Annotated in this window: 4 protein-coding genes; 1 reads left to right on the plus strand and 3 read right to left on the minus strand. The window is 70.7% G+C overall.

From position 1 onward, the window contains the following. The first annotated feature begins 214 nt into the window (after positions 1 to 214). On the plus strand, positions 215 to 4,822 hold the full coding sequence (locus D7W79_RS13745; protein WP_120525829.1) for an amidohydrolase family protein: 4,608 nt from the start codon (positions 215 to 217) through the stop codon (positions 4,820 to 4,822). A 142-nt stretch (positions 4,823 to 4,964) separates the two neighbouring features. Here the strand turns inward: D7W79_RS13745 and D7W79_RS13750 are convergent, their stop codons facing one another. The 3 genes from D7W79_RS13750 to D7W79_RS13760 all read right to left on the minus strand — a co-directional run. Beyond that, the gene (locus tag D7W79_RS13750) at positions 4,965 to 5,609 is read right to left on the minus strand and encodes a TetR/AcrR family transcriptional regulator (protein WP_120525830.1); all 645 of its coding nucleotides are present in this window, start codon (positions 5,607 to 5,609) and stop codon (positions 4,965 to 4,967) included. A 19-nt stretch (positions 5,610 to 5,628) separates the two neighbouring features. After that, on the minus strand, positions 5,629 to 6,888 hold the full coding sequence (locus tag D7W79_RS13755) for a metallophosphoesterase (protein ID WP_120525831.1): 1,260 nt from the start codon (positions 6,886 to 6,888) through the stop codon (positions 5,629 to 5,631). An 81-nt stretch (positions 6,889 to 6,969) separates the two neighbouring features. Continuing rightward, the coding region (locus D7W79_RS13760) for a hypothetical protein (protein WP_120525833.1) at positions 6,970 to 7,381 on the minus strand (412 nt) is incomplete at its 5' end.

A 7,381-nucleotide genomic window follows, 5' to 3' on the forward strand; every position in this document is an offset into this window, starting at 1 on the left:
AGGACGCGTCATCCGCCTGCTCCCCCACACGTTGGGTGTGCTCCTACCACACCTTCAGGCACATGGGAGGCCCTTGGCGCCCCACGAAGTGGACTTCACGGGTCAGGTATCGCTGAAATGTTGCACCCCTGCTCCAGGCCGCATGCGAGGCACGGGGGCTTTCACGCCGCACCGTCTCTTCTTTTCACGGCTCTGCCTTCGGGCAGGAGGCTTCATGCGCAGCTCCCGTTTATTGCTGGCCGCCCTGGGCGCGGTCCTGTTGTTGGGCAGTGCCTGCGGATCCGAGGATCCAGAGGTCGTGGCGGTCTGCGGTGACGGAAAGAAGGAAGGCGCCGAGCAGTGCGATGACGGCAACACCACCGGCGGCGACGCGTGCGAGGCGAACTGCACGCTCCCCGGCGCGAAGTGTGGCGACGGGCGGCAGGCGCCCACCGAGGCGTGTGACGACGGCAACACGGTGAGCGGCGACGGGTGTGAGGCGGACTGTACCGTCACGCCCACCCAGACCGTGCAGTGTTGGGCCACCCCTCCCGCGCCGCTGGCGAACGGCGCCACCTGCGAGGTGACGAAGCCGGGCACGGCGGGCAAGCTCTTCACGGGCATCGTGCTCAAGGACGGCCAGGTGCTGGTGGGCGGCCAGGTGCTGGTGGACGCCCAGGGCGTCATCACCTGCTCCGAGTGCGACTGCTCGAAGGCGGCGGGCGCCGCGGAGGCCACGGTGGTGACGTGCCCCACGGGCGTCATCTCCCCGGGCCTCATCAACCCGCATGACCACATCACCTTCCCGGGCTCGCCCTCGGCCAAAACCAGCGTGGAGCGCTACGAGCACCGCCACGACTGGCGCGAGGGCAACAACAATCACACCCGGCTGAGCAACCCGTCCAACTCCAAGGCGGGCGCGATCAGCTGGTCGGAGCTGCGCCAGGTGATGGCGGGCACCACCTCCATCGCGGGCGCGGGCGGGCAGCCCGGGCTCGTGCGCAACCTGGACACGGGCGGCAGCGCGGGCATCGCGAACCAGGAGGGCCTGTCGGAGCCGTACGCGGACTCGGACACCTTCCCGCTGGGTGACAGCACCGGCACCACGCAGACGGACAACTGCTCCTACGCCTCGTTCCCGTCCTCGGCGACCATCACCTCGCGCACGTCCGCGTACCTGCCGCACATCGCGGAGGGCATCGCGGTCACGGCGCAGAACGAGTTCCGCTGCCTGTCCACGGGCGCGGGCAACGTGCTGTTCCCGCGCTCGGCCGTCATCCACGGCGTGGGCCTCACCGCGCGGGAGATCTCGGAGATGGCGGCGCACGGCACGGGCCTCGTCTGGTCCCCGCGCTCCAACGTCTCGCTGTACGGCGACACGGCGATGGTGACGGCCTTCAAGCGGCTGGGCGTGCCCATCTCCCTGGGCACGGACTGGATCCGCTCCGGCTCCATGAACATCCTGCGCGAGCTGCGCTGCGCGGACCACCTCAACACCACGCGCTACGCCAGGACCTTCACCGACGAGGACCTGTGGCGCATGGTGACGGGCAACGCCGCGGACGCGGTGGACATCTACGAGCGCGTGGGCCGCATCGCGCCGGGCAAGATGGCGGACCTGGCCATCTTCCGCCTGGGCACGAACGCCGGCTCGCCGTTCCGCGCGGTCATCGCCGCGGAGCCGCAGGACGTGGTGCTGACGGTGCGCGGCGGCAAGCCGCTCTACGGTGACCAGGCGCTGGTGGACGGCCTCAAGGGCACGGACGCCTGCGACGCGTTGGACGTGTGCGGCACCCAGAAGTCCGCGTGCTTGAAGTCGGAGATCAAGATGACGCTGGCGGAGTTCCAGGCATCCCCCGACACCAAGAACCTCTACCCGCTGTTCGCGTGCGGCACCCCCGACAACGAGCCCACCTGCGAGCCTTCGCGCAGCGCGGTGAACACCACCTTCCCGGTGGCCGCCGTCAACGGCTCCACCGTCTACGCGGGCGTGGCGAGCGCGGAGGACGCGGACGCGGACGGCATCCCGGCCGCGAGCGACAACTGCCCCACCATCTTCAACCCCGTGCGCCCCATGGACAACGGGCGGCAGCTGGACACGGACGGCGACGGCGTGGGTGACGCGTGCGACCCGTGCCCCCTGGAGGCGGGCACCACCGCGTGCCAAGCCTTCCGCGGCGAGGACGACGACCACGACGGCGTGGCCACCTGGCGCGACAACTGCCCCTTCGTGGCCAACGCGGACCAGAAGGACACGGACAAGGACGGCAAGGGCGACGCGTGCGACGGCTGCCCGGCGGACGCGGCCTCGTGCTCCGTCGAGGACCCGTCCGATTTCGACTACGACGGCATCACGGCCCCCGGTGACAACTGCCCGCTCGTGGCCAACGTGGACCAGAAGGACGCGGACAAGGACGGCGTGGGTGACGCGTGCGACCCGTGCCCGGTGCCGAACCCCGGCGGCGCCGCGTGCCCCGCCACCGTCTACGACGTGAAGGCGACGCCCCGCTTCGGCAACCAGTCCCTGGTGGGCACGAAGGTGTTGCTGGACGACGTGGTGGTGACCGCGGTGGATGCGACGAAGTCGGACCGCGGCTACTGGGTGCAGGTGGCCCACTACCCGGCGGGCAAGGGCGTGGAGGACTCCGGCCTCTACACGTACAGCCTCAAGTCTGGCGTGGCGGTGGGGGACAACATCCGCGTGGAGGGCACGCTGAAGGAGTACTTCGGCCTGCTGGAGGTGATTGACTCCACGGTGACGAAGAACAGCGTGGGCAACCCGCTGCCGGCTCCGGAGGTGGTGCGCACGGAGGACATCCGCACCAATGGCCCCCGGGCGAAGGCGCTGGAGGGCGCGCTGGTGGAGGTCCGCAACGTCTTCAACACCCGCCTGGAGAACACCAACCGCGAGTTCATCGTGGACGAGAACAAGGCCGGCAACCCGGCGTCCTCGGGCCTGATGGTGGATGACCAGGCCTTCACCTACCCCACGCAGGTGCTGGGCACCGAGTACATCGCGCTGCGCGGCGTGCTCACGTACACCTTCGGCGACCACAAGCTGCTGCCCCGGAGCGGGGCCGACATGGCCCTCCCGCTTCCGGCGCTGACGGCGTTCACGTCCGGCGGCTTCGTGCGCGTGGGCGGCACCCAGGCCCTCCCGCAGGCCCTGAAGGTGACGCTGGCGTTCGGCTACCCGCTGGACGTCACCGTGAACATCACGTCGAGCGACCCGGCGGCGCTGACCGCGAAGGACGGGAAGGTGGTCATCCCCGCCGGTCAGACGAGCGCCACGGTGGCGCTGGAGGCGAAGGCGCCGGCGGCCTCGGTGACCCTCACCGCGACGCTGGGCGGCTCCTCCCAGACGGCCGCGCTGCGCGTGCTGGCCACGGACGAGGCGGCCACCATCACGGACCTCACCCCGGCGACGGTGGGCGTGGCGCCGGGCGGCACCGCGCGCTTCACGGTGACGTTCGACCGGCCGGTCCCGGCGGGCACCACGCTGGACCCCGTGGTGACGCCCGCGGGCTTCGGCACCATCACGGCCCGGAACGTGACGACGGACGCGCTGACGGCCACCTTCGACCTGACCTTGGAGGAGGCCAGCACCGGCTCTGGCACGGTGACGCTGGGCACGTTCAGCGCCACGGTGAACGCCATCACGGACGTGCCCCGGCTGGCGTCCCTCACCCCGTCCACCGCCACGGTGAACGCGGGCGCGCAGCAGGTGTTCACGGTGACGCTGGAGTCCGCTCCGACGCAGCCCGTGCAGGTGCTGCTGGCGCTGGCCGCTCCGGCCACGCCCTATGGCGCGTTGTCCGCCACGTCGGTGACGGTGGCCGCGGGTGAGACGACGGCGACGGTGACGTTCACCGCCGACGCGGAAGGGGAGGGGGCCGGCACGGTGTCCGCCTCGCTCAACGGCATCACGCGCTCGGTGCCGCTGACCGTGCTGCCTCCGCCCGCGAAGCTCGCCAGCGTCACGCCGGACACGGCGACGGTGGTTGTGGGCGGGACGCAGACGTTCACCGTCACGCTGACCCGCAAGGCCCCCGCGGGTGGCGCGGTCGTGGACGTGGCGTTCTCGGACACGGGGCTGGGCTCGCTGTCGGCCTCGACGGTGACGGTGCCGGAGGGTCAGACGACCGGCACCGTCGTCTTCACCGCCACGCAGACGCCGGGCACCGGCCAGTTCACCGCGTCCTACCAGGGCGTGACGAAGCAGGCGGAGGTCACGGTGGCCGAGGAGCAGGGCCACGTCGTCATCAGTGAGATCGCCGGCCAGGGCGTCGACGTGAACGCGGACGACTACATCGAGCTGTACAACCCGACGAACTTCGACGTGAACATCACCGGCTGGAAGCTGCTCTACCGCACGGCGAGCACCACCAGCACGACGACGAACTTCACGGTGCTGGCCACGCTGCCTGGTGCGACCATCAAGGCCCACGGCTACTACCTGGTCGCGGCCACCGGCTACTCCACGTCCACGGTTCCCGCGGACCATACGTGGGGCAACACGGACATCTCCGGCAACACGGGCAACGTCCGCCTGGGCACGGCGGACATGACGGTGGACCCCACGGTCCTCACGGGCGTGGTGGACACGGTGGGCTTCGGCAACGGCCGCACCGTGGTGGAAGGCGCCGCGGCCCCCGCGCCCGCGGGCAAGGGTGGCAGCATCGAGCGCAAGGCCCGGGCGTCGTCCACCGCCGCGACCATGGGCGTGGGCGGTGCGGATGAGAAGGCGGGCAACGGCTACGACTCCGACAACAACGCGTCGGACTTCCTGCCCCGCACGGTGCGCCAGCCGCAGAACTCGCAGAGCCCCATCGAGCGGCCGTAGTCCCAGGCCCACGCCCCGCTCCCCTCACCGTGGGGGCGCGGGGCGCTGAAGCTTCCTTCCGGAAATGAAAACGCCCGGTCCCCTCACGCGGGGGACCGGGCGTCTTTCGTTCCGGGCCGTCCGGCCCGGTGGGTTCAGCGTGTCAGCCCAGGGGGCCGCGCACGTGGAGGCCGCCGGAGAGGATCTGATCCAACGACGCCATCAGCGGGTCGTAGTTCACGACGGCGCGGAACAGGTTGTGGTGCAGGAGGATGCCCAGGTAGCCGCCCATCATCGTGTGGGCCATGTGCACCGGATCCACCTCCTGGCGGAACTCCTGCCGCTTCTGGCCGTAGCGGATCATCCCCGCCAGCACCGCCACGTAGAGGGAGATCTTCTCGCGCAGGGCCTCCGCCACGCGGTCGTTGGAGTCCGCGGACTCCGCGGACAGCATCCCGAAGAAGATGCCGTACTCGCGGTGGTAGCGCAGGAACTGCGACGTGCGCGAGACGACGAAGACCAGCTGCTCCCGTCCGGACAGGACGCGGCGCTCGGCGAGCAGCGGCGCGAACTCCATCAGGTAGCGGTTGTGCAGCTCCTCGATGGCCGCCAGCAGCAGGTCCTCCTTGGTGGGGAAGTGCCAGTACAGCGCGCCGGGCGTCATCCGGATGGCTTTCGCCAGGTCCGACATCGTCGTCGACAGGTAGCCCCGCCGGGCGAACAACGTGATGGCGGCCTCCAGGATTTCGACCCGCGTTCGCGCGGCCCGCTCCTGTTTGATTTCCCGCTTCGCTGGTTCCTTGCCCATTTACGGGTAAATCTACACCTCACACTGCCAGTAGCGTCACCTTAACGATTTCCGAAGGCGCGGCGACGCGCAGGGGCGGGCCCCAGAAGCCGGTGCCACGGCTGACGTAGAGGGAGCTGTCGCCCTGCTGGAAGAGGCCGGCGTCGTGCTTCCAGATGGCGGAGACGGCGATGGTGAACGGGAAGAACTGCCCGCCGTGGGTGTGCCCGGACAGCTGAAGCCCCATGCCCGCCTTCGCGGCGACGTCCCAGTTGGAGGGCTGGTGCGCGAGCAGCACCGCCGCGCGGCCGGGGTCGCGGCCCGCGAGCGCGGCGTCCAGGTTGTAGCCCTTGGGGCCGTTGCGCATGGACCAGTCGTCCACGCCCACCAGGTCGAATGCTCCGCCCGCGTCACCGATGGTCACGTGACGATTGCGCAACACGGTGACGCCCAGGCCGGTGAGCGCGTCCGCCCAGGTGCTCGCGTTCCAGTAGTACTCGTGGTTGCCGGTGATGAAGTGCGTGCCCGCGCGGGCCTGGAGGTTCTGGAGCGCGGCGACGGAGTGGCGCAGGTCGGGCACCGTGCCGTCCACCAGGTCGCCGGTGATGGCGACGAGGTCCGGCTTGAGCGCGTTGGCCCGCCGCACCAGCTCGTCCATGAAGCGCCGCTGGATGATGGGGCCCACGTGGATGTCGCTCATGTGGACGATGGTGAAGCCGTCCATGGACCTGGGCAGGCCGGGCAGCCGCACCGCGACCTCGTTGACCACGGGCGGATGGAACGCGCTCCACATGCCGTAGCCCGTGAGGCCGCCCGCCGCGAGCACCGCGCCGCCCGCGGTGGCTCGCGCGAGGAACCGGCGGCGGTCTTCATCCACCGGCGGCGCGGCGGCCGGAGGGGGCGGCACGGTGACGGCCAGGTCCGCCAGGGACGGCGGAGTGGCGGGGTCCGGCGCGGGCGTGGCGAGCGGCGTGGCGACGCCCCGGTGGCCGCGCGTTCGCGCCACGAGCCAGCGCACCCCGCCCAGCAGCGCCAGCGCGAGCAGCAGGTACACGGCCACGCCCATCCACGTCCACGCGGCCACGGCGACGATGAACGCGGAGGGCACGATGCGCGTGACCACCCAGGACAAGAGCAGCGGCAGGCACAGCGCCGTCAGCAGCACCTTGCCGGCGGTGCGCCAGGTCCGGTTCGTGGACGTGTCGCGGAAGAGGCGCCGGTACAGGTAGACGTGGACGTAGACCGACGCGACGCTGACGAGGAGGATGAACAGGATGATGCGCAACGGGCTTTCCACCATGGGAAGCCCATCCTGGCGCGCACGCGTTCCGGCGCAACCGGCATGCGCGTGAAGAAGCGTGAAGCGGTAGGCGGAGCCCGGCTACTTCCGGGCGTCACCCAGCGCGGCGCCAATCTGCTGCCACTCCTGGGCGTAGGTGCCACGGGAGAAGGCGCGCAGGTCGTCGCTGGTCACCGTGCCGCGAGAGAGCGCGGTGTCGAGCGCCTGCACGATGGCCTTCTTGTGCGGCTGCTCCACGTACGGGTTGTCCTCTCGGAAGACCTCGCCGAAGAGCGTCTCCAGGCGGCCGTCCTGCTTCAGCCGCTCCACGATGCGGTTCTGCGACGCGGGCGCGTCCGAGTGCGCATGCAGCATGGCGGACGCGATGCCGCTCTGCGCGTCCGCGTCCGGGAACTCCGCCAACAGCCCCAGCTCCATGTCCGCCTGGGCGATGGACTCCGCCTCCGCGGGCGAGGGCGGCGGCTTCACGGCCGGCGTCTGCGGGGGCGTGGGG

It is taken from the genome of Corallococcus exercitus, assembly GCF_003611585.1.
Taxonomy (GTDB): Bacteria; Myxococcota; Myxococcia; order Myxococcales; family Myxococcaceae; genus Corallococcus; species Corallococcus exercitus.